At 70.2% G+C, this 22388-nt stretch carries 23 protein-coding genes; 16 read left to right on the top strand and 7 right to left on the bottom strand.

Annotated elements, in window-relative coordinates; all coding sequences use genetic code 11:
- Window positions 1–21: 21 nt before the first annotated feature.
- From ACQPZQ_RS27305 to ACQPZQ_RS27275, 7 genes are read left to right on the top strand one after another with little or no spacing between them, the layout of a single operon-like run.
- Window positions 22–1161: a M24 family metallopeptidase gene (locus ACQPZQ_RS27305; RefSeq protein WP_433285294.1), complete on the top strand. Its 1140-nt coding sequence runs from the start codon at window positions 22–24 to the stop codon at window positions 1159–1161.
- A complete protein-coding gene (locus ACQPZQ_RS27300) occupies window positions 1158–2216 on the top strand; it encodes an aminopeptidase P family N-terminal domain-containing protein (protein ID WP_433285292.1) in 1059 nt (352 codons plus the stop codon). Before ACQPZQ_RS27305 ends, ACQPZQ_RS27300 begins: the two co-directional genes overlap by 4 nt.
- Window positions 2213–3292, top strand: coding sequence for an ornithine cyclodeaminase family protein (locus ACQPZQ_RS27295; RefSeq protein WP_433285290.1), 1080 nt, complete (start codon window positions 2213–2215; stop codon window positions 3290–3292). The genes ACQPZQ_RS27300 and ACQPZQ_RS27295 overlap by 4 nt, the downstream gene beginning before the upstream one ends.
- Window positions 3289–3834: a 3-isopropylmalate dehydratase gene (locus ACQPZQ_RS27290; RefSeq protein WP_433285288.1), complete on the top strand. Its 546-nt coding sequence runs from the start codon at window positions 3289–3291 to the stop codon at window positions 3832–3834. The genes ACQPZQ_RS27295 and ACQPZQ_RS27290 overlap by 4 nt, the downstream gene beginning before the upstream one ends.
- Entirely contained in the window at window positions 3815–5089 is a 1275-nt protein-coding gene (locus ACQPZQ_RS27285; RefSeq protein WP_433285286.1) for an aconitase/3-isopropylmalate dehydratase large subunit family protein, read from the top strand. Before ACQPZQ_RS27290 ends, ACQPZQ_RS27285 begins: the two co-directional genes overlap by 20 nt.
- Complete coding sequence (locus ACQPZQ_RS27280; RefSeq protein WP_433285284.1) at window positions 5086–6342, top strand: 3-isopropylmalate dehydratase large subunit; 1257 nt, start codon at window positions 5086–5088, stop codon at window positions 6340–6342. Before ACQPZQ_RS27285 ends, ACQPZQ_RS27280 begins: the two co-directional genes overlap by 4 nt.
- The gene (locus ACQPZQ_RS27275) at window positions 6339–6857 is read left to right on the top strand and encodes a 3-isopropylmalate dehydratase (RefSeq protein WP_433285282.1); all 519 of its coding nucleotides are present in this window, start codon (window positions 6339–6341) and stop codon (window positions 6855–6857) included. The genes ACQPZQ_RS27280 and ACQPZQ_RS27275 overlap by 4 nt, the downstream gene beginning before the upstream one ends.
- A gap of 58 nt (window positions 6858–6915) precedes the next feature.
- Here the strand turns inward: ACQPZQ_RS27275 and ACQPZQ_RS27270 are convergent, their stop codons facing one another.
- Window positions 6916–7383 carry a hypothetical protein gene (locus ACQPZQ_RS27270; RefSeq protein ID WP_433285281.1) on the bottom strand — a complete coding sequence of 156 codons (468 nt, stop codon included), beginning with the start codon at window positions 7381–7383 and terminating at the stop codon, window positions 6916–6918.
- Between the two features lie 349 nt (window positions 7384–7732).
- On the opposite strand from ACQPZQ_RS27270, the gene ACQPZQ_RS27265 reads away from it, so the two are divergent.
- Window positions 7733–9355 carry an ABC transporter substrate-binding protein gene (locus ACQPZQ_RS27265; RefSeq protein ID WP_433285279.1) on the top strand — a complete coding sequence of 541 codons (1623 nt, stop codon included), beginning with the start codon at window positions 7733–7735 and terminating at the stop codon, window positions 9353–9355.
- A 113-nt stretch (window positions 9356–9468) separates the two neighbouring features.
- On the opposite strand, the gene ACQPZQ_RS27260 is transcribed toward ACQPZQ_RS27265, so the two are convergent.
- Window positions 9469–9882 carry a nitroreductase family deazaflavin-dependent oxidoreductase gene (locus ACQPZQ_RS27260; RefSeq protein WP_433285277.1) on the bottom strand — a complete coding sequence of 138 codons (414 nt, stop codon included), beginning with the start codon at window positions 9880–9882 and terminating at the stop codon, window positions 9469–9471.
- A gap of 126 nt (window positions 9883–10008) precedes the next feature.
- Between ACQPZQ_RS27260 and ACQPZQ_RS27255 the strand changes: the two genes are divergently transcribed.
- On the top strand, window positions 10009–10395 hold the full coding sequence (locus ACQPZQ_RS27255; RefSeq protein ID WP_433285276.1) for a DUF6394 family protein: 387 nt from the start codon (window positions 10009–10011) through the stop codon (window positions 10393–10395).
- A gap of 13 nt (window positions 10396–10408) precedes the next feature.
- Here ACQPZQ_RS27255 and ACQPZQ_RS27250 read toward each other — a convergent pair whose 3' ends face one another.
- The gene (locus ACQPZQ_RS27250) at window positions 10409–11053 is read right to left on the bottom strand and encodes a TetR/AcrR family transcriptional regulator C-terminal domain-containing protein (RefSeq protein ID WP_433285275.1); all 645 of its coding nucleotides are present in this window, start codon (window positions 11051–11053) and stop codon (window positions 10409–10411) included.
- A 93-nt stretch (window positions 11054–11146) separates the two neighbouring features.
- On the opposite strand from ACQPZQ_RS27250, the gene ACQPZQ_RS27245 reads away from it, so the two are divergent.
- From ACQPZQ_RS27245 to ACQPZQ_RS27215, 7 genes are all read left to right on the top strand, one after another.
- Window positions 11147–12724 carry an FAD-dependent monooxygenase gene (locus ACQPZQ_RS27245; protein ID WP_433285273.1) on the top strand — a complete coding sequence of 526 codons (1578 nt, stop codon included), beginning with the start codon at window positions 11147–11149 and terminating at the stop codon, window positions 12722–12724.
- 52 nt (window positions 12725–12776) lie between these two features.
- Window positions 12777–14591, top strand: a complete 1815-nt coding sequence (locus ACQPZQ_RS27240) for a potassium channel family protein (protein WP_433285270.1) — start codon at window positions 12777–12779, stop codon at window positions 14589–14591.
- Window positions 14592–14619: 28 nt separating this feature from the next.
- Window positions 14620–15405: a DUF427 domain-containing protein gene (locus tag ACQPZQ_RS27235; protein ID WP_433285268.1), complete on the top strand. Its 786-nt coding sequence runs from the start codon at window positions 14620–14622 to the stop codon at window positions 15403–15405.
- 257 nt (window positions 15406–15662) lie between these two features.
- The gene (locus ACQPZQ_RS27230) at window positions 15663–16373 is read left to right on the top strand and encodes a YoaK family protein (RefSeq protein ID WP_433285266.1); all 711 of its coding nucleotides are present in this window, start codon (window positions 15663–15665) and stop codon (window positions 16371–16373) included.
- A gap of 150 nt (window positions 16374–16523) precedes the next feature.
- Entirely contained in the window at window positions 16524–17093 is a 570-nt protein-coding gene (locus tag ACQPZQ_RS27225) for a hypothetical protein (protein WP_433285265.1), read from the top strand.
- Between the two features lie 365 nt (window positions 17094–17458).
- Window positions 17459–18739, top strand: a complete 1281-nt coding sequence (locus ACQPZQ_RS27220) for an aspartate kinase (RefSeq protein WP_433285263.1) — start codon at window positions 17459–17461, stop codon at window positions 18737–18739.
- A 165-nt stretch (window positions 18740–18904) separates the two neighbouring features.
- Entirely contained in the window at window positions 18905–19738 is an 834-nt protein-coding gene (locus ACQPZQ_RS27215; RefSeq protein WP_433285260.1) for an alpha/beta fold hydrolase, read from the top strand.
- Between the two features lie 301 nt (window positions 19739–20039).
- Here the strand turns inward: ACQPZQ_RS27215 and ACQPZQ_RS27210 are convergent, their stop codons facing one another.
- From ACQPZQ_RS27210 to ACQPZQ_RS27195, 4 genes are all read right to left on the bottom strand, one after another.
- A complete protein-coding gene (locus ACQPZQ_RS27210) occupies window positions 20040–21515 on the bottom strand; it encodes a hypothetical protein (RefSeq protein WP_433285259.1) in 1476 nt (491 codons plus the stop codon).
- Between the two features lie 32 nt (window positions 21516–21547).
- On the bottom strand, window positions 21548–21700 hold the full coding sequence (locus tag ACQPZQ_RS27205; protein ID WP_433285258.1) for a hypothetical protein: 153 nt from the start codon (window positions 21698–21700) through the stop codon (window positions 21548–21550).
- A 237-nt stretch (window positions 21701–21937) separates the two neighbouring features.
- Complete coding sequence (locus ACQPZQ_RS27200) at window positions 21938–22117, bottom strand: DUF7455 domain-containing protein (RefSeq protein ID WP_344729886.1); 180 nt, start codon at window positions 22115–22117, stop codon at window positions 21938–21940.
- A gap of 5 nt (window positions 22118–22122) precedes the next feature.
- On the bottom strand, window positions 22123–22356 hold the full coding sequence (locus ACQPZQ_RS27195) for a hypothetical protein (RefSeq protein WP_433285255.1): 234 nt from the start codon (window positions 22354–22356) through the stop codon (window positions 22123–22125).
- Window positions 22357–22388: the final 32 nt, after the last annotated feature.

Here is a 22388-nt window from a genome sequence, read left to right as displayed (position 1 = left end):
GGTCGAGCGAAAGGAAACGAAGTGAACGGAGCAGACGACGTCGAGCAGGAACTGCGCTATACGAGAGTGCGCGCAGCGATGGCCGAGCAGGGCCTCGACCTACTTCTTGCCTACGGTCCGGGCTGGCGCCGGGAGAACATCCGCTACCTGACCGACGCACGTGTCACGGGCAGTGCCGCGCTCGTGCTGGTGCCGGCGACGGGGGACCCCTCGGCGTTCTCCGTGCGACCGGCCGACCTCGCCGTGATCGCGCAGCGCGGATGGGTCACCGACGTGTCGCGGCTGGACTTCCCGGCCGCCACGGTGCTGACCGAGCGGCTGCGTGACCTCGCCCCGACGCGGATCGGGGTGGCTCACCTCGAGTTGCTGCCGCAGGCGCTCGCCGACGCGATCGCCGCGGGCGCGCCCAACGCGGAGGTCGTGTCGGCCACCGGCCTGCTCGACAACGCGCGCATGGTCAAGAGCGACTGGGAGCTCGCGCAGATGCGCCGCTCGGCCGCTGTCTGTGCGGCGGGCTGGCAGAAGTTCGTCGACGTGCTGGAGCCGGGCCTGCCCGAGTACCGCATCGTCGCCGAGGTGGAGGCCGAGCTGAAGCGCCTCGGCGCCGAGGACAACTTCATGCTCATCGCCTCCGGCGGCGACGAGGTGATGGGGATGACGCCGCCCGGCCCGCGGCTGCTCGAAGAGGGCGACATGGTGCGCACCGAGCTCACCCCGCAGATGAACGGGTACTGGCTGCAGATCTGCCGCTCGGCGGTCGTCGGGAAGGCGAGCGACGCCCAGCGCCGTTCGTTCGACCTGTTCAACGAGGCCGTGGAAGCCGGGCTCTCGGTCGTGCGGCCGGGGATCACGGCGCACGAGGTGGCGGTGGCGGAGAACGACGTGTTCCGCAAGTACGGCTACGGCGAGTACTGCACGGCCAAGTACACGCGCGTGCGGGGTCACGGCCACGGGCTGCACCTGGACGAGTCCCCGATCATCGAGGGCAACCACACGGTGCTGCCGGAGCGGGCCGTGTTCATCGTCCACCCGAACACCTACACGCCGATCGCCGGCTATCACGTGCTGGGCGACCCGGTGGTGGTCACCGCCACCGGATACGAGGTGCTGATCGAGACGGAACGGGTGCTCTTCGAGACCCCGCAGGGAGTGGCGGCATGAAACGCGGACTCGTCGTACTGGACACGGCGGAGGTGCCGGAGCAGGAGCGCCCCGACCGGGTCGCGCGGCTGCAGCGGCGGCTCAAGGACGAGGGTGTGACGATCGGCCTGGTCTACGCCGACGTCCACCGCTCCGACGACGTCGGATACCTCACGAACCTCTGCATCTACTGGAACGAGGGCATCCTCGCGGTCCCCGCGGAGGGTGACCCCGCGTTCCTGATGAAGCTGTCGCCGCGGGTGCACCCGTGGATGCGGCGCTCGTCGACGCTCACCGATCTGCGCAGCGGCAAGGGGTTCACGGCTCTCGTGCAGGGGTTCGTCGAGAACGCCGCCGAGCCGGGCGTGATCGGACTTGTCGACGGCGCCCTGTGGCCGACCACCACCGTGGACGAGGTACGGGCCGCCGCACCCGGCTGGGACGTCCGCCCGCTCGGCGGGCTCGTCCGCGAGCAACGGCTCGTCCCGTCGGCTGCGGAGCTGGGTCTGCTGGGCACGGCCGCCGGTCACCTGCGCACCGCGCTCGACGCCGTGGTCGGCCCGGACCTGCCGGACGGCGAGCGCATCGCGCTGCTCGAGCAGGCGCTGCGCGGCGCCGGCTACACCGACCTGATGGTCGAGGTGGTGCACGGTCCGGACGAGGTGTCGGCCGTGGAGGTGACCGGGCAGTTCCGGTTCAGCTGGCTGCGTGCCGCGCGGCTGGTCACTTCGGCTTCCGGCGCGCCGCAGTGGGCCGCGTCGCTGCAGGACGCACTGGCCGCCGCCCGCGGTGCCGTCGCACCGGGAGAGGCGGCCGCCGTGCCCGCCGCGGCCGCGGAGAAGACGCTCACCGGGCTCCCGGCAGGCGCCACGGCGCACGCCACCGTCGTGCACCAGGCCGACCTCTCGACGGGCGGCGACTACGCGAATCCCGACGAGCAGCTTCCCGTCGGCGCCGTCGTGGTCGTCTCGGTCGAGGTGCTCTTCCCCGACGGCGGCCGGGTGGCCGTCGCCGACACCGTTCGCGTCGGAGAGACCGGCGCCGAACAGCTCGATGACAAGGAGCTGCACGCATGAGGGTGCTGTCGAACGCCGACATCGAGCAGGTGCTCACCCCGGCGGAGTGTCTCTCCGCCCTGGAGACCGCCTACGTCGAGCTGGCGCAGGGCAAGGGCGCGAACCGCCCGCGCAACCACACCTACTTCCCGGTGGAGGACGCCCGGCACCCCGGGTTCCGCTTCCGGTTCAAGTCGCAGGAGGGCGGCACGGTCAGCAGCGGCGTGTGGGCCCTGCGGATCACCTCCGACATCGCGGGCGTCGAGACGCTGGCCAACGGGGTACAGCGGCGCCGCCTGATCCCCGCGGCACCGGGCGGTCGCTACGTCGGCCTTGTGACGCTCTACAGCATGACCACGCTGGAGCCGCTCGCGATCCTGCACGACAGCGTCGTGCAGAAGATGCGGGTCGGCGCCACGTCGGCCCTGGGCATCCGGGAGCTGGCGGCCACCGACGTCACCGTCGCGGGGATGTTCGGTTCGGGCTGGCAGGCCGAGGCCCACCTGGAGTGCCTGCTGATGGTGCGCCCGGAGATCGAGGAGGTGCGGGTCTACAGCCCCACCCCCGGCAACCGGGAGAAGTTCGCGGCCACCTGGAGCGAGCGCACCGGCAAGCGGATCGTGGCTGTGGACTCCCCGCGCGGAGCGGTGGAGGGCTGCCGGATCGTCACGTGCGCGACCGCGGCCATGGACCCCTGCTTCGAGGGTGCCTGGCTGGAGCCGGGCAGCCACGTCACGGCGATCACCTCGCCGGACGGCACCGCCACCCGTCGTGAGCTGGACGACGCCACGTTCGACCGCGCCGACCGCATTGTCGTGCTCTCCCGCGAGCAGGTGCACCACGACAAGCAGTACGACATCCTCGGCCCGGTCGACCGGGGCCGGATGAGCTGGGACGACATCAACGAGCTGGGCGACGTGCTGGCCGGCACCGTGCCCGGCCGGACCCGCCGCGACGAGACCACGATCTTCGCCAACAACACCGGCATGGGCCTGCAGTTCGCCGCCGTCTGCGCCAGGGCGCTCGCGCTGGCGGAGGAGCGCGGCCTCGGACACGAGGTCCCGACGGACTGGTTCCTGGAGGAGACCTCACCGTGAGCACGGAAATTGGTAAGCAGGGTGTCGTCGGTGGGACGGCGATCGTCTTCGGCGACGACGTCAACACCGACGTGATCATCCCGGGCCGCTACCTCGTCAGCATCGATCCGGCCGAGCTCGCCGAGCACGCGTTCGAGCCGCTCGGGGCCGAGGTCCAGCAGCGGCTGCGGGCGAGCGACGTGGTGGTGGCCGGGCGGAACTTCGGCTGTGGCAGCGCCCGCGAGCAGGCCTCGACGTGCCTCATCGGGGCCGGGATCAGCGCGGTCGTCGCGCGGTCGTTCTCCCGCGTGTTCTTCCGCAACGCGATCAACACCGGGCTGGTGGCCGTCGAGTGCCCCGACGCCGTGGATGCCGTCGAAGACGGTGCCGAGGTGCTGGTCGACTACGCCGCGGGGACGGTCACGGTGGGCGAGCGGAGCTTCGGCTTCGCCCCGTACCCGCCGGGCCTGCGCGTGATCCTCGAGGCCGGCGGGCTCATCCCGCACCTGATGCAGCAGGCTGCGGCGGCGAAGGACAAGGCAGGTGCAGGACAACGTGGGTAGGACGTTCGCGCAGAAGGCACTGGAGCGCGCGTCGGGGGAGAAGGACCTTCAGCCCGGCCAGATCGTCGACGCCTTCCCCGACCTCTACATGAGCCACACCGCCAGCTGGCGGTGCATCCGGACGCTGGAGCGGATGGGCGTCGACGAGCTCTACGACGTCGACCGGATCGCCATGGTGATGGACCACATCGCCCCGGCGGACAACGCCAAGACGGCGGGTTACCACGCGCTGTGCCGGGACTTCGCCGACCGGATGGGCGTGCGCAACTTCTTCGACGTCAACGCGGGGATCGCGCACGTCGTGCTGATGGAGCGCGGGCTGATCAAGCCCGGCGAGCTGATCATCGGCACCGACTCGCACTCCACGATCTACGGCGCACTCGGTGCGCTCGGCACCGGCGTCGGGTTCAGCGAGATCACCGCCACCTGGGTCACCGGCAAGCTCTGGATGAAGGTCCCGGAGTCGATCAAGGTGGAGGTGGACGGGCCGCTCCCGCGCGGCACGTACCCCAAGGACGTCATGCTGAAGCTCATCGGCGACCTCGGGGCCGACGGCGCCACCTACTGCTCCGTGGAGTTCCACGGCACCTACGTGGAGCAGATGTCGGTGTCGGAGCGGATGACGCTCTGCAACCTCGCGATGGAGATGGGCGCGAAGAACGCCTTCGTGCCCCCTGACGAGATCACGCTCTCCTACCTCGACGACGCGGGCGCCGACCGTGCCTCGTACGACGTGCTGCTGCCCGACCCGGACGCCCAGTACCGGCAGGTCGAGCGCGTGGCGGGAAGCAGCCTCCTGCCGCAGGTGGCGGTGCCGCACAACGTCGACAACGTCGTGGGGGTGGACCAGGTCGCCGGCACGAAGGTGGACCAGGTCTTCATCGGCTCGTGCGCCAACGCGAAGTACGACGACCTCGTGATCGCGGCCGAGGTGCTCGCGGGCAAGAAGGTGGCACCGGGCGTGCGCCTCATCGTCACGCCCGCGTCGGCCAAGATCATGGCGAAGGCGGCGTCGGACGGCATCGTGACGACGCTGCTGGAGGCCGGAGCCACGATCACGAACCCCGGATGCGGGGCGTGTGCGGGCAGCGGCGGCGCGATGGCCGACGGGGAGGTCACCTTCTCCACCGCCAACCGCAACTTCCAGGGCCGGATGGGCAGCTACCAGAGCAGCATCTACCTGGGCAGCCCCGCGACGGCAGCGGCGTCGGCGATCCGTGGTGTCATCAGCAACCCGCAGGAGCTGCTCGCATGAACATGGTGGAGAAGATCCTCGCCCGGGCCAGTGGGCGCCGCTCGGTGGAGCCGGGTGACGTCGTGGTGGCCGAGGTCGACCTGCTGATCATGCACGACCTCTCCGGGTATCTGACCAGCCGTGTGTTCGACAAACAGGTGGGTGGGCCCGTTCGCCACCCGGAGCGGGTGGCGATGGTGTTCGACCACCACTACTCGCCGCCCACCGAGGACGCCGCGGAGATGCTCAAGGAGAACCGCGAGTGGGCGCGGCGCAACGGCATCCACCTGTTCGACTGCGGCAACGGCAACATCCACCACACCGTCGTGCGGCGCGGGCTTGTCCGGCCCGGCGCGATCATCGTCGGCTCGGACAGCCACACGCCGGTGCACGGTGCGCTGGGCGCCTTCGCCGCGGCGCTGGGCAACGACTCGCACGCCGGCACCGTGCTGCCCTACGGCAAGGCGTGGTTCCGGGTGCCCGAGACGGTGCGCGTCGAGCTCGAAGGCACGCCGCAGCCAGGCACCACCGCCCGTGACATCGCACTGTGGCTCGTCGGGCAGATCGGCGAGGGCGGGCTCATCTATGCGGCGGTCGAGTTCGCCGGCCCGTACGTCAAGGAACTGTCGTTCTGGGACCGGTGGCTCTTCCCGCTGCTGTGCGTCGACCTCGGCGCGAAGTGCAGCTTCGTCGAGCCCGACGAGGTGACCGAGGCGTTCGTCCGCTCGCTCCCGTCCGGCTCCGCACAGGATCGGCTGGAGCAGAGCGACGGCGGCGAGGCCGCCCGGGTGCTGCGCTTCGACGTGGGAGCGGTGGCGCCGCAGGTGGCGTGCCCGCCGACCGTCGGCAACCTCGCGGACGTCACGGCCGTGGCCGGCACGCCGGTGCAGTACGCGGAGCTGGGTGGGCACGCAGGCGGACGGCTGGAGGACTTCCGTGCCGCCGCGGAGGTGCTGCGCGGACGAAGGGTGCACCCCGACGTCCGGTTCAACGTGGTGCCGTCCAGCCGGGAGGTCTTCACCCAGGCTGCGCAGGAAGGGCTGGTGCTCGCGCTGCACGAGGCGGGGGCCACGTGGTTCCCGCCGAGCACGGGCTCCAACCAGGCCTACAACATGGGTGCCATGGCCGCGGGCGAGGCGATGATCTCCACCCACGCCCGCAACTTCCCCGGCCGCAACGGCAGCGCCGAGGCCAGCATGTACCTGGCCGCGGCTCCGACCGTGGCGGCGTCGGCCGTCGCGGGAACGATCACCGACGCACGGGAGCTCGCATGACCACCGATGTCCCCGCGCTGCAGGCCAGCGGCCGGTGCTGGACGTTCGGGGACAACATCCCCACCGACCGGCTGGTGAAGACGAAGTACGTCGTCGAGCCGATGTCGGTGATCGTGCAGCACGTGCTGGAGGACCTGAACCCCCGCTTCCCGCTGGAGGTCCAGCCGGGCGACATCGTGGTGGCCGGCAAGCACTTCGGGCAGTCGTCCGGGCGGGCCATCGCGGTGAAGGCGCTCAAGGCCACGGGCATCGGCTGCGTCGTCGCCGACACGTTCGCGCGCACCTTCTACCGCAACGCGTTCGAGGTCGGGCTGCCGGTGCTGGAACTGCCGGGTGTCACGGGGCTGGTCTCCGACGGCGACGTCCTGTCGGTCGACGTCGTGGCGGGAACGTTCCGCAACGAGACGACGGGACAGGAGCGCACCGTGCCGCCGCCGGACGCGTTCCTGCTGGAGATGATCAGGGCGGGCGGCCTGATCCCACTGGCCAAGGCGCGCACGGATCTGTTCGCCTGATCCCCAACGAGATCCGGGTTTCAGGCCTCACGAGGGCCGAAACCCGGATCTCGTCTTTTCACCGGGGGACCCGGGAGAAGTGGTCGCGCACGGCCGGACGGGTCACCGCCCAGAGCAGGGCCAGGAGCACGAGCGCCTGGATCACCTGCTCGACCAGCACCCACGACGGGTACTGGCCCGAGGTCGCCAGGTAGACGATGCCCGCCAGGCTGACGACCGAGAGCACCAGCACGCGGAAGTAGGCCCGCCGCACGCCCCGGCGCAGCCGTCGGATGAGGAAGACGTACACGACCCCGACGATGATCACGGCGAACGCGCGTGACCACAGCCCGGCGCTGAGGCTTGCGCGCACCGCAGCGCCGTCTGCCGAGGCGGGGAGCGCCAGGTGGGCGATCTGGTAGTCGAGCAGGGTGTCGTGGAACGCCGCGAACAGCACCGCGAGCACGGCGCTCAGCCCCAGGTTGACGAGCAGGAGCGCGATCACGCGCCGTAGCTCGGGCGGTGGCGTGGCAGTCGAGACGGTCATGAGGTTGATCGTCGCGCCGCGTCGGTGCACACACCCATGACCGCTGTCACGGATTCGTGCGCGGGTCCGCAAGCGCGCACCGCCCCCGCTGCGACATGGTCACGTGACGCGGAATCTGTCCTCTCCGAACAGCGACATGTGTCCATGTCGCCCCGTGCGCCGGACACGTCCGGTTTGTCGCCAAAATTGTTGACAATTTGGTTGCCACTTTGATCCGGACGGTCATATGCTCTCGGCGGCCCCGGTGACCGGCCTGCAGAGCCGCGCCCCCCTCCCGGAGAGCGCGCTGTCGCGGTGTGTCCTCCGGCGACCGGTGGCGGCGAAACTCGATGAGGAGTCGACGAGGCAGATGCGGTTGCGAGCACGTTCTTCGCGGGTGGTCGCGGCGATGGCCGTGGCACTCTCCGTTGCCCTGCTGGGGGCAGCATGCGGCGAGGTCAAGCAGGGCGCCCCAGGCGCCACGATCCAGCCGATCAACCCATATGGTGGAAACTTCGCCGCGGAGGGCACGCCGAAGAGGGGCGGCACGCTGCTGGTCGGCGAGGACCGGGAGATCATCGGGTTCGACCCCACGATCCAGAACCAGAACGCGGCTGCCGCAGCGGTCTACGACTCGCTGCTCAAGGCCAAGCCCGACGGCACCGTGGAGCCGTACCTGGCCAAGTCCATGGACACCTCGGACAACGGCCTGACCTGGACGATGGGCCTGCGCCCTGACGTGAAGTTCTCCGACGGCACGCCTTTCGACGCGCAAGCGGTGATCATCAACACCCAGCGGCACATCGACAAGGTGAGCTCACCCGCCCACGCGGCGGCGTCGCTGATCGAGTCGATGACCGCTCCCGATCCGCTGACCGTGGTCTTCAAGCTCAAGCAGCCGATGGGCGACTTCGCGCTCAACTTCGGGGGTGCGTTCTTCGGCGGCACGCTGGGCATGATCATCTCGCCCGCCGCCCTGAAGAAGTACGGCGACCAGATCGCGAGCCACCCGGTCGGCGCCGGTCCGTTCACCTTCGTCAGCTGGACGCGCGACTCCAAGCTGGAGCTGGCCCGCAACCCCGACTACTGGCAGCCGGGCATGCCCTATCTGGACGGCATCGAGTTCCGGCCGCTCCCCGACACCGAGACCAGGTACTCCTCGATGCAGAACGGGGACGTCGACATGATCTTCGGGGGGTACAACCAGGAGCTCGTGCGCGGCCTGGCCAACCCGAACCTCAACGTCTACTACGGGCCGGGCAGCGCGGGTGAGTACATGTACTTCAACCTGACCAAGGCGCCGTTCAACGATCGGAACATGCGCGAGGCGATCATCCGGGCGATCGACCTCAAGGCGCTCTCGGCCAGCCAGTACAACAACCAGATGGTCCCGGCGAAGAGCCTGTTCATCGAGGACAGCCCCTTCCACACGCAGGCCGCCTCCGATGAGTGGCCGACGTTCGACCAGGCGAAGGCCAAGCAGCTCGTCGACGCCTACCGCGCCGCCGGCGGCAACCCCGACTTCACGTTCAAGACCACGACCGCCCGACAGGCCTTCGCCGAGTTCATCCAGGCCCAGATGGCGGCGATCGGCATCAAGGTCGACGTGAAGACCTACGACCTGGCGCAGTTCTCCTCGTCGGTGCTGCAGAGCAACGACTTCCAGCTCACGAGCTGGGTCGGCCCGTTCGACTACCCCGACCCCGCCGTGGCGCGGATCCTGTCCACCACCGGCAACGGCAACTACGGCAAGTACTCCAACCCGCAGGTCGACCAGTGGCTGACCGATGCCGCGGAGACCACGGACCCTGCCCAGCGGACGAAGGACTACCAGCAGGTCGAGCTGCAGGTCGGCAAGGATCTTCCGCTCGCCTTCTTCACCCGCAGCTACCTGTCCACGATCACGAAGAAGGACGTCAAGGGCATCGACCGGTTCATCTCCCGGGACATGTGGTGGGCCACCACCTGGCTGGACCGGCCGTCCGGGCAGTGACCCCGTGCGCTGACCCCGTGGACTGAGGGACGGGCGGCGCCGGACGAGGTACGACGAGCGCGTCGCGCCGGCCAGGTGATGGCCGGCGCGACGCGCTCACGCATTGCCGCTGCTCACGTCCGCGTCACCACGACGACGGGGATGATCCGTTCGGTCTTGGCCTCGTGGTCGGTGAAGAAGGGGTAGGCCGCCGTGAGGATGCTCCAGAGACGCTCGCGCTCCTCGCCGGTGGCAGCCACGGCGGTGGCGTCGTAGGTCTCGTCGCCGACCTCCACGGTGACGTGTGGGTCGGCCTCGAGGTTCCGGTACCAGTCGGGGTGGCGGGGCGCGCCCATGTTGGACGCGATGAGGAGCAGCCGGTCGCCGTCGGTGTGGAACATCATCGGCGTGGTGCGCCGCTCCCCGGTGCGGCGACCCGTCGTGGTGAGCAGCAGGAGACGGTCCCGGTGCATACCGGTGATCTCACCACCCGCCCGGAACTGCTCGATCGTGCGTCGGTTGATCTCCGCGATGTCGGTGACGTCCATTCATCCTCCAGGTCCGAATGCGCCCGATCGGGCACATGATGCTCACACTGCACGTCGCGGCGGGATCAGCAGCGTTAGCGTGACCGCGGCGCGGGCCGCGACCGCGACGACCGGGGAGGGCTGCGGATGAACCTCGAGAAGGTGGTCTTCGGCTTCTTCGTGCTGCTGGCCGCCACCCTGAACTTCGGTTTCTTCATCGGTGACATCTCGAATCCCGACCTGCACAACGTCTACGAGCTGTTCGCGGCCGTCGTCGTCAGTCTCATCGCGACGGTGCTGAAGTTCGGCGACCGCACGCAGATCGGTGCCGTCCACCTGGCCACGAGCCTCGTCGCGGATCTGCAACTCATCGCCGCGGCGATCGCGTGGACCTACGCCACGAACATCTCGACCGAAGGGTTGACGCCTGCGGCGACGGCGAGTGTCGTGTCGCTCTCGGGCGGCGCGCTGTTCGCCAACATCGTGTCGGTGGTGCTGCTCGTCGTCGAGACCGTCTCGTACCACCGCCGGTAGGGACGTCCGACGGTCACGCCCCGAAGCGGGTGACGCGAATGCCCGTGAGAATGATCTGCAGGCCGTCTTCGAAGCCCGCGTCGGTGTCCGGGTCGAAGAGGTCCTTCAGCGCCTGCGTGGTGAGCGGGAAGCGTTCCGCGTCGCACCGGGCGGCGACCTGTTCGGGGTCGTACGGGTTGTCCGTGTCGTACGCCTCGCCGCTCCGCGCCTGTTCCTCGATGGTGAAGCCGATCGTGTAGTGCAGGACGGCCGGGACGGCCCGGGCGGCGTCCCGCAAGGAGAAGCCCGCGTCGTGCAGCGTCCGCAACGTCAGTTCGATCGTGCGGAAGATGACCGGGTCGGTGACGTTGGTGCCGGCGAGTGTGCGGGCGCCGTCGCGGTAGCGCAGCATCGTCCGGCGTAAACCGCGGGCGTGATCGCCGAGCCACTGCGCCCACCCGACGTCGCGCCCGGGTAGCTCCAGCCGTTCGGTGGCCTCGCTGAACAGGATGGTGGCCATCGCGTCGAGGAGTTCCTGCTTGTTCCTGACGTGCCAGTAGAGCGCCGGTGCCTGGACGCCGAGCTCCTTCGCGACCAGCCGCATGGTGAGCCCGTCGAGGCCGACGTCGTTGAGCAGCCCCAGCGCCGTGCGCGCGATCTTCTCGCGGTTGATCTTCATGGGCATCCTCCGGCTTCAGTCGCTTGACACCTTAACACCGTTCGAGTATCCCTTAACAACGTTAATGAATTAACGCTGTTAAGGAGGCGGGCGATGACCGGCACGGACGTGGTTGTCGTGGGTGGTGGCCCGACGGGGCTGATGCTCGCCTGCGAGCTGCGGCTCGCAGGCGTGGACGTGGTGGTGCTGGACCGGCTCGGTGGGCGGACCGGCGAGTCACGGGCGGGTGGCATCCACGCCCGCACCATGGAGGTGCTGGACCAGCGGGGCATCCTGGACCGGTTCCTGGACGCCGGCCGCCGGATGCAGGCGGGCCACTTCGCCGCGCTGCGGCTCGACGTCAGCCGCGTCGAGAGCAGGTATCCCTTCCTGCTCAACGTCATGCAGGCCACCGTCGAGCGACTGCTCGAGGAGCGGGCCGCCGAACTCGGCGTGCTGGTCACCTGGTCGGCCGAGGTGACCGGCATCCAGCAGGACGACGCCGGCGTCGACGTCGAGGTGCGCGGACCGGACAGCACGTATCGGCTGCGGGCCGCCTACCTGGTCGGCTGCGATGGTGGGCGCAGCGCCGTGCGCAAGCTCGCCGGCATCGACTTCCCCGGCACCCCGGCGACGATGACCGAGCTGCTCGGTGACGTCGAGCTGACCGACCCACCGGCCGGCCCGATCTTCCAGGAGCGCCGGCGGCAGGGCTACTTCTCGGTGCTGCCCTTCGAACCGGGCTGGCACCGGGTCATGGTCAACGACTACGACCACGTGGCGGACCACGACGAGCCGGTCACCCTCGACGGGCTGCGCACGGCGCTGGTCAGGGTCGCCGGCACCGACTTCGGCATGCGCTGCCCGCGCTGGCTCTCACGCTTCGGCGACGCGGCCCGTCAGGCGGAGCGCTACCGATCGGGCCGGGTGCTGCTCGCGGGCGACGCGGCGCACATCCACTTCCCGGCAGGCGGGCAAGGGCTGAACCTCGGCGTGCAGGATGCGGTGAACCTCGGCTGGAAGCTCGCCTCGGTGGTGCGAGGCCGCGTGCCTGAGCAGATCCTCGACAGCTACCACGCCGAGCGGCACCCGGTGGCCGCCCGGGTCCTGCAGAACACGCGGGCGCAGGCGGCACTGGGCCGTCCCGGCGCGCAGACGGACGCGCTGCGCGAGGTCTTCGGGAACCTGATCGAGGTCGACGAGGTGAATCGGTACCTCGGATACATGATCACCGCGCTGGACGTCCGGTACCCGATGGGGGAGGGGCATCCCTTGCTCGGCCGCCGCGTACCCGACGTCGACATCACCACGACCGACGGCGACACGCGGGTGGTCGACCTGCTGCACGCGGGCCGGCCGGTGCTGCTCGACCTCAGCGGCGGCGTCGCCGACCTGGCAGGCGTCGTTCACGATTGGACCGACCGGGTCGACCGCGTCGAGGCGATGTGCCCGGCCGAGCACTGGGCCGTGCCGGTGACCGGCTCTGTGCCCGCCCCGGCCGCCCTGCTGATCCGGCCTGACGGATATGTCGCCTGGGCAGCGCCCGCAGGCGAGCCGGTCGACGTCTCGTCCCTGCGTGCGGCACTGGCTGCCTGGTTCGGCCCCAGCCAGGTCCCGGCGGCGCTCCACCGGGGGAACGGCTGGCAGGCGTCTTCCACGGTCCGTACCGTTCGTGCAGGTCACACCGGGTAGGCCGGAGAGCTACCGGTGATCCCGCCATCGCCCGGGATGTAAGGGGGTCGAGATGGGCAACCCGCTGCTCTCGTTCTGGTGGCGCCTCTTCGGGCAGGAGGAACGGGCGACGGGCCGGTTGCGCAGGCCCGTCCCGCAGGCATCGGCAGTGCAGGCCGAGGCCACGATCTTCCTGATCCTGCGCCGGATGCGCGCCCCGCTGATCGTCCTGATCACGATCTTCGCGGTGAGCGTGCTCGGCCTCACCCTCATCCCAGGACGGACGCCGCAGGGGCTGCCCTACCGGATGGGGTTCTTCGACGCGTTCTACTTCATGAGCTACACGGCCTCGACGATCGGCTACGGGGAGCTGCCCTACACGTTCACCGCCGCACAACGGCTGTGGGTGACCGTCACGATCTACCTGACCGTCATCGGCTGGGCCTACGCGATCGGTTCCCTGCTCGCGCTGCTGCAGGACCGCGGGTTCCGCCAGGCGCTCGCCCTGCAGCACTTCACCCGCAAGGTGTCGCGGCTGCGCGAGCCGTTCCTGCTGATCGTCGGCTACGGACGCACCGGTGAGCTGCTCTCGCGTGCCTTCGACGACATGGGGAGGCGATTCGTGGTGATCGACGTCGAGAGCGAGCGCATCGACGCGCTCGACCTCGCCTCGTACCACACCGACGTGCCTGGGCTCGTGGCCGACGCCCGCGACCCGAGCCATCTCGGGGTGGCCGGCATCGGGAACCCGCACTGCGAGGCGGTACTCGCGCTCACGAGCGACGACGAGGCGAATCTGGCCGTCACCATGACGGCGGCGCTGCTTCGCCCCGAGCTGCCGGTGATCGCGCGCACGGTCTCACCCGCGATCGCCGAGCGCATGCACGCCTTCGGCACCCCGACGGTCGTCAATCCCTTCGACCGCTTCGGAGACCACCTGCGGATCGCACTGCGCGCACCCGCCAGTTTCCAGCTGATGATGTGGCTCGAGAGCGGCCCGGGTGCCGAGCTGCCGCCACGGAGCTCCCCGCCTCGCCGCGGGCGGTGGGTGGTGTGCGGCTACGGCCGGCTCGGGCGCGAGCTCATCGAGGACCTGCACGCCGAGGGCCTGGAGTGCACGGTGGTCGACCCCGCCGTCGAGCCGTCACCGGTGGAGGAGGTCACCACCGTCGTGGCAGGCCGCGGGTACGAGCCCACCGTGCTGGAGCAGGCCGGCGTGGCAGACGCGGTCGGGTTCGTCGCGGCCACGGACAACGACACCACCAACCTGTCGCTCATCGCCGCCGCCCGGCGGGCCAACCCGTCGTTGTTCGTGACGGCGCGGCAGAACCGCCCGTCCAGCGGCCCGCTGTTCGCCGTGATGGACGTCGACTCGCTCCTCGTCCCGGCCGAGGTGGTGGCCCATGAGGTGTACGCCCAGCTGAGCACGCCGTTGCTGTGGCGCTTCCTGCAGGAGGTGCCCGGGCGTGGGAACAGCTGGGCAGCCGATGTCGTCGACCGCCTGACCGAGGTCTGCGGCCGGCACCTGGGAACCCTGTGGAAGTTCCGGCTCAACCGGACCGACGCGCCGGCGCTGGGCGGCTGGCTGGCGGCGGGCGATGCCCGGCTCGGCGAGCTCCTGCGCGATCCCGACGTGCGGGAGGAGCGACTGGAGGCGGTGGTCCTGATGATTCTTCGGCCCGGTGAGTGCCTGCTGATGCCGGACGACGACGTGGTGCTCGCGCCGGACGACGAGCTGCTGGTTGCCGGGCGCCCCTCCGCCCGCCGTTCGCTCGACACGACGCTGTGGGTCGACGCGGTCCGGGAGTACGTGGTCACCGGGCAGCACGTGCCGGAGAGCTGGATCTGGCGACAGATGTCGCGCGCCACGCGGAACGGGGGAGAGTGATGGTGCCGCCGTCCGCTAGGAGGAGAACGTGACCGAGCACAACACCGATCGTGACTACCCCGAGTCGACCATCCCGCCCGGCGGCGTCGAGCCCGCGCCTCGGAGGGTGCGCGGCGTGCTGGGCGGCCAGGTCGTGTTCGACACCGTGCGAGCGCAGTACGTGTGGGAGTGGCCGTACTACCCGCAGTACTACATCCCCCGCTCCGACGTGGATCCCGACGTACTGGTCGACGAGCAGCACGTCCAGCACCTGAAACACGGGACGGCGCAGCGCCACGGGCTGCGTGTCGGCGACGTCGAGCGGCCGCGCTCGGCACGGGTGTTCACCGGGGAGGCCGAGAACGGGCTGGCCGGCACGGTGCGCTTCGACTGGGCCGCGCTCGACGCGTGGTTCGAGGAGGACGAGGAGGTCTTCGTCCACCCCCGCAACCCCTACACAAGGGTGGACGCGCTGCGCTCCAGCCGTCCGGTCCGGATCGAGCTCGACGGTGTGGTGCTGGCGGAGTCGGCCTCGCCGGTGATGGTGTTCGAGACCGGCCTGCCCACCCGCTACTACCTCGACCGCACCGCGGTGAACTTCGAGCATCTCGAGCCGACCGACACGGTCACTGCCTGCCCGTACAAGGGCCGCACCAGCGCGTACTGGTCGGTGCGGGTGGGTGACGAGCTGCATACGGACCTGGCATGGGCCTACGACTTCCCGACGCGTCAGCTCCTGCCGATCGCCGGCATGGTCGCGTTCTACAACGAGAAGCTCGACGTGATCGTCGACGGCGAGCGCCTGCCGCGGCCGGACACGCACTTCTCCCGCTGAACCCGCGACGGCCGGCTCTGTGACCGCCGGCTCTCCGGTCACGGGTCACATCCGGCAGCGCCCGACGCTCGTGCCTCGGTAAGGTCTCGATCGGCCGAAACGGCCTCACCGTCGCAGAGGACGGGCTGGTCCGGGCCGGGAAGCAGCCCCCGCGACCAGCCGAACGTCAGTCGCCCACACCGCGCGTCCGACCTCGCACGGCACCGCCGCCTTGTCGCGGAGCGGAAGCCTGCACGAGAACGGATGCCCCACGCACGATGAGCACGACGTTGGACTGCACGGTCCCTTCCGAGCCCCGCGTCGCCCGCGGGCGCGACCATCAGCGCGTTCACCTGGTGCTGATGCTGGCGCTCACGTTCTCCACCGGTGTGATCGACGCGGTCGGCTACCTCGGCCTGGATCGGGTGTTCAGCGCCAACATGACGGGCAACGTCGTGATGCTCGGGATGGCGCTGCTGGGCGGCGAGAACCTGCCGGTCGCCAGGCTTGCACTGGCTCTGGTCGGGTTCGTCGTCGGAGCGCTGGTGGCCGGGCGGGTACTCCGCAGGGCGGCTCCGGGGTGGTCGACGCGCACGACCGTGCTGCTCGGGATCGACTCCGCCGCCGTGCTGGTGCTGTCGCTGGTGCTGCTCCGGTTCGGGGTGCACCCCGCCGACCCCGCCGGATCGGCCATCACGTCGGGACTGGCCGTCGCCATGGGGATTCAGGCGGCCACGGCCCGGTTCCTCGCGGTGCAGGACGTCACCACGGTGGTGCTGACCTCCACGCTCACGGCGCTGGCCGCGGACAGCTGGCCGGGCGGCAACGCCGGGCTCTGGTACCGCAGGGCGGCCGTGATCGGGCTGCTCCTCCTGGGTGCTGCCGCCGGTGCGGGGCTGCTGAAGTGGCACATCACATCAGCGCTGCTGCTGGCGGCAGTGATCGTCGGAGCCGTTGCGGTCGTCGGCCACCGCGTGGCGAGGAGCTGAGACCCACCGTCGCCGCCCGCGGTTGTCAGGAGTGAATCGGCGCCCCGATCGGGCATCCTCCGCGCGAACGGTTCGCATCGTCGATATCTGTCGGGTATGTCCGAATCGGTGGCACCGACTGCCGGTGCCACACGGAAGGGGCAACCTGACATGTCCGAGCGCGACATCGCACTCCGCAGCCTGCACGACATCGGGCTCGCGTCCTGGTTCGGCGGATCGCTGGCCGGTGTTGTCGCGGTCAACGGGGCGGCCGGTGACCTGCCCGACGAGCGGCAGCGCTTGCGCGTCGCCTGCGCGGGGTGGGCGCGCTGGGCCCCGGTCAACGTCGCGGCGATCGTCGCCTACCTCGCCGGCGCCACCGGGCTCCTGCTGGCGGACAAGGACCGCGTGCTCGGCAAGGAGCGCACGGGTGCCACCGCCGTGGCCAAGGTGGCGCTCACCGGTGTCGCGCTCGGGGTGACCGCCTACAGCGGAGTGCTGGGCAGGAAGCTCGGCCAGGCGGAGGGCGTGCCGGTCGACGGCGCCACCGATCCCAACCCGGACACCCCACCCGACGTCGCGTCGACGCAGCGCCAGATGGCGGTCTGCCAGTGGATGGTCCCGGCGCTGACCGGCGGCCTGATCGTGCTCGATGCCGTGCACGAGCAGAAGCGGCGACAGAACCGTGGACTGCCCGCAATCCTCGCAAAACTCGCACGAACCCGTCACCGTGGTAACTGATTCATATTTCCGTGAACCGTTCTGCCGTCGGCGTCGTGTCATCTGTAAAGAGGGGCCGTAACCCGCGGTTCGTGGGAAGGCCCTGAGGTGACGAAAGCGCCTTCCGGATGACCGCGGTCGGATTCGGGTGACGCGCCTGCCCGGAGACGAGGTGAACGGTGATCGCTGTGTGCTCTGAATCATCACGATTCCTTCACCGCGCAGGTGGAGGGACATCTGCGGCGCCGTGCTGCGGATCACTCCCGGCGGACGGTGGATCACACGATCAATCGGACGTTGTCGTCCATCGGAGGCTCGTCCTCGCACAGCACCAGGTGTTCCCGCACGAGGGCAGGGGCACAGCATGATCAGGGGAGAGGCCTGAAATGAGCACGCGCACCAGCATCGAGGTGGCCGTCGAAGGGGGCCGGCGGGCGACCGCCGCGCAGGCGGCACCGTTGATCTGGAAGTTCGGCGGCACATCCGTCGCCGATCACGACCGACTACGCGCGGTCGCCGAGCGCATGGTCGCCGCGCAGCAGTCCGGACGCGGCGTCGTCGCGGTCCTGTCGGCGATGGGGAAGTCCACCGACCATCTCGTCGACGAGGCGTACGCGATGTCGTCGCGCCCACCGGTGCGTGAGCTGGACGCGCTGCTGTCCGTCGGCGAGGCGATCTCCTGCGCGCTGGCGTCGATGGCGGTTGCCGAGCTCGGCTCCCACGCGGTGTCGCTCACCGGCCCGCAGGCGGGAATCAGCACCGATGACAGGCACGGCAACGCACGGCTGGTCGGCATCAACCCGCAGCGCATCCGCGACGCGCTGGCCGGCGGGTCGATCGTGCTGGTCACAGGCTTCCAGGGGCTCGGCCCTGACGGGGACGTGACGACGCTGGGCCGGGGCGGTTCGGACGCGTCCGCGGTCGCTGTCGCGGCTGCGCTGGGCGTCGGCGAGTGCGAGATCTTCACCGACGTCCCCGCGGTGTTCACGGCGGACCCGCGCGTGGTCCCCGACGCGCGCAGGCTGTCCTCCATCCGGCACGAGGAGATGCTCGAGATGGCCGAGGCGGGCGCGGCGGTGCTGCAGCCGCGCTCGGTGGAGCTGGGTCTGGCGCACGGCGTCGACATCCACCTGCGGTCGAGCTTCAGCACCGAGCAGGGCACCTGGATCCGGCGCGAGGGGGCAGGCTTCGAGGACGGGGCCGAGGTCGCGGGCATCGCGCACCGGCGGCAGGAGAGCCTCTACGCCGTCGACGGCGCGGGTGCGGGACCGGTCGTGGCCGCCCTCGCCGAGAGAGCTGTCACCGTGGGCGCGATCGTGCCGACCGACGCCGGGGTCCGCTTCTCCGCACCGGGCGCGGACGCCCACGAGGTCACCGCGGCGCTCGAGGCCGTGGGCTTGGTTGCCAAGGTCGACGAGGAACTGGGTTCGGTCTCCGTGGTGAGTCTCGGCATCGCCCGCAAGCCCGACATCGCCGTCCGCGCGCTCGCCGCGCTGGAGGCCGACGGCATCATGCCGCGCCTGGTCACCTCGACTCCCGGCCGCATCTCGGTCTCGGTGCCCTCTGGCCAGATCGATGACGCGGTGCGGCTGCTGCACCGGATCTTCATTCCCGCGGCCGAGCGCACGTCCGTTTCCGACCTGAATGCGCCCGCTGACGCAGCGTGATCCGGAAATTACGGACAAGCGGTCGGAACGGTTCCCTCGACTGGGGGTGCCGGCTTGCACCCGGGCGGACGTTATTGCTCCGTTAATGCTGTGACCAGCGCGGATAGCCCAGGTGGCCGTATAGCGTGAGGCTGTTCGGAATTGGAGCGAAAGAGGAGGACCCTCATGCCCTACGTGACCGTCGGCCAGGAGAACTCAGGTCCGATCGACGTGTATTACGAGGATCACGGCTCCGGTCAGCCGGTCGTGCTGATCCACGGGTTCCCGCTCAACGGCGCGTCATGGGAGAAGCAGACACCGGTCCTGCTGGATGCGGGATACCGCGTCATCACCTACGACCGGCGTGGCTTCGGCAAGTCCAGCCAGCCCACGGTTGGCTATGACTACGACACCTTCGCGGCCGACCTCAAGACGCTGATCGACACCCTGGATCTGCGCGACATCGTGCTCACCGGGTTCTCGATGGGCACCGGCGAGGTCACGAGGTACATCGGCAGGTACGGCACGGACCGCGTGGCCAAGGCCGCGCTCTTCGGCCCGATCCCGCCGTTCCTGCTCCAGACCGGCGACAACCCCGAGGGCGTGCCGGGCAGCGTCTTCGAGGGTTTCAAGGACGCGATCCGCAAGGACCGTCCGGCCTACCAGAAGGCGTTCCTGGACGATTTCTACAACGTGGACAAGCTGGGCGGCACCCGGATCAGCGAGCAGGCGTGGCAGACCAGCTTCATCACCGCCGTGGGGGCCTCCGCGATCGGCACGCTGCAGTGCGTCGACGCCTGGCTCACCGACTTCCGTGACGACCTGCCGAAGTTCGACGTCCCCACGCTGATCGTGCAGGGCGTCGAGGACCGGATCCTGCCCATCGACGCCACGGGCAGGCGGCTTCCCGCGCTCATCAAGGGCTCCCGCCTGGTCGAGGTCGAGAACGGGCCGCACAACATCGGCTGGACCCACCCGGAGGAGCTGAACACGGCGTTCCTCGACTTCCTGGGTGAGTAGGCGCACCACGGCAACTCGACGCCCCCGGCGCACTGCGCCGGGGGCGTCGTCGTGAAGGGCGGTGGTGGGGAGCGGCGGGACGTTGGAACCGGAGCCCCGGCCGGCTCCAGCGGCTCGTCCGGGACCCCAGCAGACATGGGCGGCGGGGCCGCAGCGACAGCCGGATCGCGGTGGGGTCCTCCGGTCCAGCTGGTGTTGTCGCTGTTCACAAGGTTGTCAGCGGGAGTCCGGTTGCTCGATGGGGCGCTCCCCACAGCTGCCGGTGAGCTCCCCCGGGCCGATGTGGGGCTGCCCCTGCGGGTCAGGCGGACCGGGTCAGCAGGGTCAGTGCGTGGCGGCGCAGTGTGGCGAGCTCGCTGGTGGCGCGGGGCCGGTCGGGTTCCGGTGAGGCCACGCGCCTCAGCTCGGCCGTGCGGGCCGCTGACTCGTCGCGCAGGTGCTGCTGGGCGGTGCGCACCGCGTCACGGGTGTACTTGGTCGCGCCCAGGAGGAAGCCGTCGGCGCAGTTGCGGACGAGCGACTTTGCCCGGGAACGGCGGGCGTCGAGCTGTCGCTTGCGCTCGCCGCTCATGGCCGCCCCACCCATCAGCAGAGCCGCGAGCAGCGCGGCGCCCACGACGATCCCGATCGGGAGGTGGATCCCGGCGAAGCGCGGCAGGACCAGCGCCATCATGAGGCCGCCGTATCCGGACATCACGAGGCTGCGTCCTCGCGCGGCCAGGGGCCGGCCCTTACCGGCAGGCGGTTCACGGGGCGGCAGCTTGCCGAAGAGGTCGGGCACCGCAGGGGGGTCGACGGGCTGCAGCGCAGGGCCGCCGACCTCGGCGCCGACAGCCGCGGCGACCTCGGCCGTGCGCGACGCCAGCAGCGCGCGTGTCTGCCTGCCCTCGTAGTCGAGCCGCTCGCGCAGCCACGTGTGCATGGCGTCCCAGTCGCGCGCCGGATCGCTCTCGTCGATGGCACGCTCGGCCTCGGCCACCACGGTGCGCACGCGGGAGCGCAGGTCGAAGTCGACGTCGGATGAGACGGCCCCGAAACCGTCACCGAGCACCTGTGCCCAGCGGCCCCGGCCGGTTGAGCCGGGAGCGGTCTCGGCGGGGGCGGGGCGGCGGGGACGGGGTGGGGAGGTCGACTCCATCTCGACGACCGCGTCCAGCACGTGCTCGGCCACGGCGCGCGCCGAGCCGAGCTCGGCCTGCTCGGCCAGGTCGAGCAGCCACTCGGCGAGGGCGGGAATCCCGGACGTCGTGGCGAGTGCGGGGTCGTCCGCGGAGAGGGCGCGGGCATGCTGGTCGACCGACACCGCGAAGTGGGTGTCGGGGACGTCTGCCGAGCGCAGTAGATCCAGGTCGGCCTGGAGGACGTCCGGCCAGTCGGGGTGCCGGTCGGTCTCGGTCAGGGCGAACACGACGGTGGGAGAGCGGTGGCGCAGGGCGCTGAGCTGGTCGACCTCGGTCGCGGAGAGCACCTGCTCGGCTGCGGCGATGAAGACGACGACGTCGACGGCCTCCGCAAGGCCTGCGTCGCCCGTCTCGGCGATGGTGATGCGGGGAGGGGCGGAGCCGGCGCGCAGCAGAGCGGCGGCCATCGAGGCCCTGCCCTGCTGCGCGCCGCCGGCGACCTGCACCGCGACCGACGGTCCGCGTAGCAGGCCGCGGGCCTCGGAGAGCCGGTCGACGATGTCGAGCCGGCCTCCGGCCTTGGCCGTGCCGATCGCCGTGTCCAGGACGTCCTGCGGCCTCGAGGTCGCGTGGTCCTTCGACGGCGGGGCGGTCATCGGTACTCCTTGGTTGTTGCGGTGAGGGGACGTCAGGCGTCGTAGTCGTCGTCCGAGTCGTCGTCCTCGTCCTCGTAGTCCTCGTCCGAGTCGCTGTCCTCGAAGTCCGCGTCCTCCTCGTCCTTCCAGGCGGTCGCCTCGTAGTGGATCTCGTAGTACTCGGTGCCCTCGAAGTCCTCGTCCATTTCCAGATCCTTCCGTCAGTGGGTCGCGGATTCTTCTTCCGCTGTTTTCGAACCCACGACAACGATGACGGCGACGGATCGGCGTAAACAGCGAGAAAGCCCCACGTTTGCCGGAGCGAACCCCCATTGTGTCGAGTAGGGAGAACCCTTCGTGTGCAGCCGTCGTGCCTGCCCCGGACATGCAACGAGCCCGGTCGCGGGAGGCGACCGGGCTCGGGAGGAGAAGCTGAAGTCGGGTCAGGAGCTGAGTGCGGCGCCGATCTGGAGCAGCCGGGGCGTGTACTCGCGGGCGTGATGGGCGCAGAACAGCAGCTCACCGCCGGTGCGCAGCATGGCCCTCACGTGGGCCGCCGCCCTGCAGCGGTCGCAACGATCGCGTCGGGTGAGTACGGGGGAGGGGACGGTGGACGTGGTCATGGCGATCACGCTGCTTCCAGGATGGCGTGGCCCGAGGGGGTGAGCCGGGCAGGCCCAGCGCCCGTGGCCGCTGCGATGAGACCGGCCTTGGTGAGCCGGGGTCCGGCGAACTGGTCGCTGAAAGGGAGACCGTCGACAACGAGCGCATTGCTCGTGGTGGAGATCTCGCAACGCCCCGCTGCGACGGCGCGGAGAACGGCGCGGTCGCGGTGGGTGAGGGCGGCGGTCGTGGTGTTCATCGTCGTTCTCCTTTCGTCTCGGAGTCGTGTTT

The sequence above is a fragment of the Pseudonocardia sp. CA-142604 genome, from assembly GCF_050948475.1.
GTDB classification, from domain to species: Bacteria; Actinomycetota; Actinomycetes; order Mycobacteriales; family Pseudonocardiaceae; genus Pseudonocardia; species Pseudonocardia alaniniphila.
The sequence above is the reverse complement of the archived record's forward strand: the minus strand, read 5'-3'. Positions and strand labels throughout refer to the sequence as shown.